Origin of the sequence: Oscillibacter sp. CAG:155, from assembly GCA_000436875.1 — a bacterium.
GTDB lineage: Bacteria > Bacillota > Clostridia > Oscillospirales > Oscillospiraceae > Oscillibacter.
This window is the reverse complement of sequence record FR890876.1, coordinates 1-2,011: the sequence shown is the minus strand read 5'-3', so window position 1 is coordinate 2,011 and position 2,011 is coordinate 1. Positions and strand designations below refer to the sequence as shown.

General features: G+C 51.1%; 4 protein-coding genes. 1 reads left to right on the top strand and 3 read right to left on the bottom strand.

The features are described from left to right. The 3 genes from QZL67_RS03685 to QZL67_RS03675 form a co-directional block, all read right to left on the bottom strand. On the bottom strand, positions 1-224 hold a 224-nt coding region (locus QZL67_RS03685), incomplete at its 3' end, for a hypothetical protein (protein ID WP_292919799.1). Further along, the gene (locus tag QZL67_RS03680; RefSeq protein WP_022289420.1) at positions 221-940 is read right to left on the bottom strand and encodes a metallophosphoesterase; all 720 of its coding nucleotides are present in this window, start codon (positions 938-940) and stop codon (positions 221-223) included. The genes QZL67_RS03680 and QZL67_RS03685, both read right to left, overlap by 4 nt. A 160-nt stretch (positions 941-1,100) precedes the next feature. Then, a complete protein-coding gene (locus QZL67_RS03675; protein ID WP_022289419.1) occupies positions 1,101-1,478 on the bottom strand; it encodes a helix-turn-helix domain-containing protein in 378 nt (125 codons plus the stop codon). 140 nt (positions 1,479-1,618) lie between these two features. On the opposite strand from QZL67_RS03675, the gene QZL67_RS03670 reads away from it, so the two are divergent. Continuing rightward, a complete protein-coding gene (locus QZL67_RS03670) occupies positions 1,619-1,978 on the top strand; it encodes a helix-turn-helix domain-containing protein (protein WP_022289418.1) in 360 nt (119 codons plus the stop codon). Positions 1,979-2,011 lie beyond the last annotated feature (33 nt).

Sequence of the window (2,011 nt, the reverse complement as noted above, 5' to 3'; positions counted from 1 at the left end):
TACAGTTCGAGGAGCCTCGGATTATCTCCGAAGTCCACAAGCCCGTCCATGATTCGCTCGATCTCCCGCTCCTCGGTGATCCTGCCGTTCAACACCTGTTCTACCAAACGGCTGTATTGCTGATATGCGGCGTCCATTAGGCGGGAAATCTCCTGGACGATCTCACGGATTGCGGCAAAGCACGCCTCCTGCTCCTTGGCCTCCGGCCTTTCTTCCTCTGTCATAATGTGTCCCCTCCCGTCAAGAGCTGCGGCGCAGCCTCCACGCTGTGGAAGAGGAAGTGCATCCGGTCGATATGCTTGTCAATATGCCAGTGTCCACAGAACCAGTGGTCGTATTTGAGTTTCCGCTCGATCTCCTCCAGCCATTTCTCGGTAGAGTCGTCCACGGTACTCTGGTCGATCATCGGAAGAAAGGCCTCGCGAGGCTCATACGGATAGGGACAGGTGTGGGAGAGGACGGTATCTACCTGCCACCCGCAGGCGTCCAGCGTCTGGATAACCTTGTCCTTGATCTCCTGGGAAGGCTGCTCATCCGGCCACCAGCCGTAACCTCTGGCCAGCCGGTAGAATTTGTCCACGCTGTAAGCTCCGCCGATGACCAAATGTCGGAGACCTTCCAGATCAAAGATCTCACCATCCATAGCAAACAGCAGGCGGGGAAAGGCTTCCTCTACCCAGACTGTCCCGCCGTTCCACTGCTTCGTGCGATAGGAAGGGATGCTGGCCGGCCGGATCTCATGGTTGCCGTGGATGCAGAGCATCGTCGGCTTTACGGCGGCAAGAACTCTCTTCATCTCTGTGTCTCGCCGGTTTCGGTAGTAGTTCGCTCCTACATCTCCAAGCAGAACCAGAGTATCCTGCTCTGTCAGCTTCTTGCTGTCGCAAAACTGTATGACCTCATAGGGGTCTCCGTGGATATCACCCGTGTAATAGATCATTGGTCATTCCACCTTTCTTTTCTCATTATACCAACTCGGAAGACCTATATCCGGGACTTTCCAAAAACATATCCACTGTTCCAAAAATATATCCACCTTTACTGGTATAGATCGACCGGCAGTCAATGCTCGTGACTTCCGGTTGATTGCTTTCTCAGGTTCAGACGGTAAAATCAAAGTTATCTGGTTTACCGTATCTGCCTTGATGCTCTTTCAAGGAGGCTTTCAGCGATTTTATAACATCCAGGAGAATCATCATCTCATAGGTACTGCAATCCGAAAGGAGCAGGGCGATTTCTTCGCTGGCGCACCGTTCAGTGCTGATGATTTGCTCCATCAAAAGCCGGTCGGGAGATACGCCCAAAGCATTGGCGATAAGCACAAAGGTGTCAAGGCTCATGCTCTTGATCCCGCTCTCTATGTAGCTGATGTAAGATGGCGTTTTATCCACCAGTTCAGAGAGCATCGCTTGCGAAAGGTGGTTGCGCTGACGGACTTCACGGATGTGTTTTCCAATGACTTTGTAGTTCAGGCTCATAATAAGACCTCCAAAAAATTTTGCAGTCTTATTATAGTGTTTAGATTATATCATCAACTCGACCTTATATCAATTTCACCCCAAGTTGATATACTCTTAGAAATAGATAATCTGGAGAATATATTTGAGGGGGGAAGCCGATGACGGAACATGATTTGACCGAGAGCCAGTTGGTCGGCTCCCGTATTCGAGATGCGCGGATCAATCGCCGGATGAGCCAGGCCGATCTTGCTGCAAAGGCCAATATCTCGCTGCCCCATGTCAGCAATATCGAAAAAGGCAAGACGAGCATGAAGTTGGAAACCTTTATCCGAATCATCGAAGCCCTGCAAGTGTCTGCTGATTCCCTTCTTCGGCCCGATGTGCCGGAGGTGAGAAGCCTATACCAGAGCGAGTTTGACGAGCTGCTGGCCGACTGCTCTCCCAAGGAGCTGGATTCCATCCTGAAGATTGTTCGTGAGTTGAAATCCACTATGGCCAGACGGGATGACAATACCTGAAAAATTGCGAGCTGGAATTGCCGGCTCGCTTCT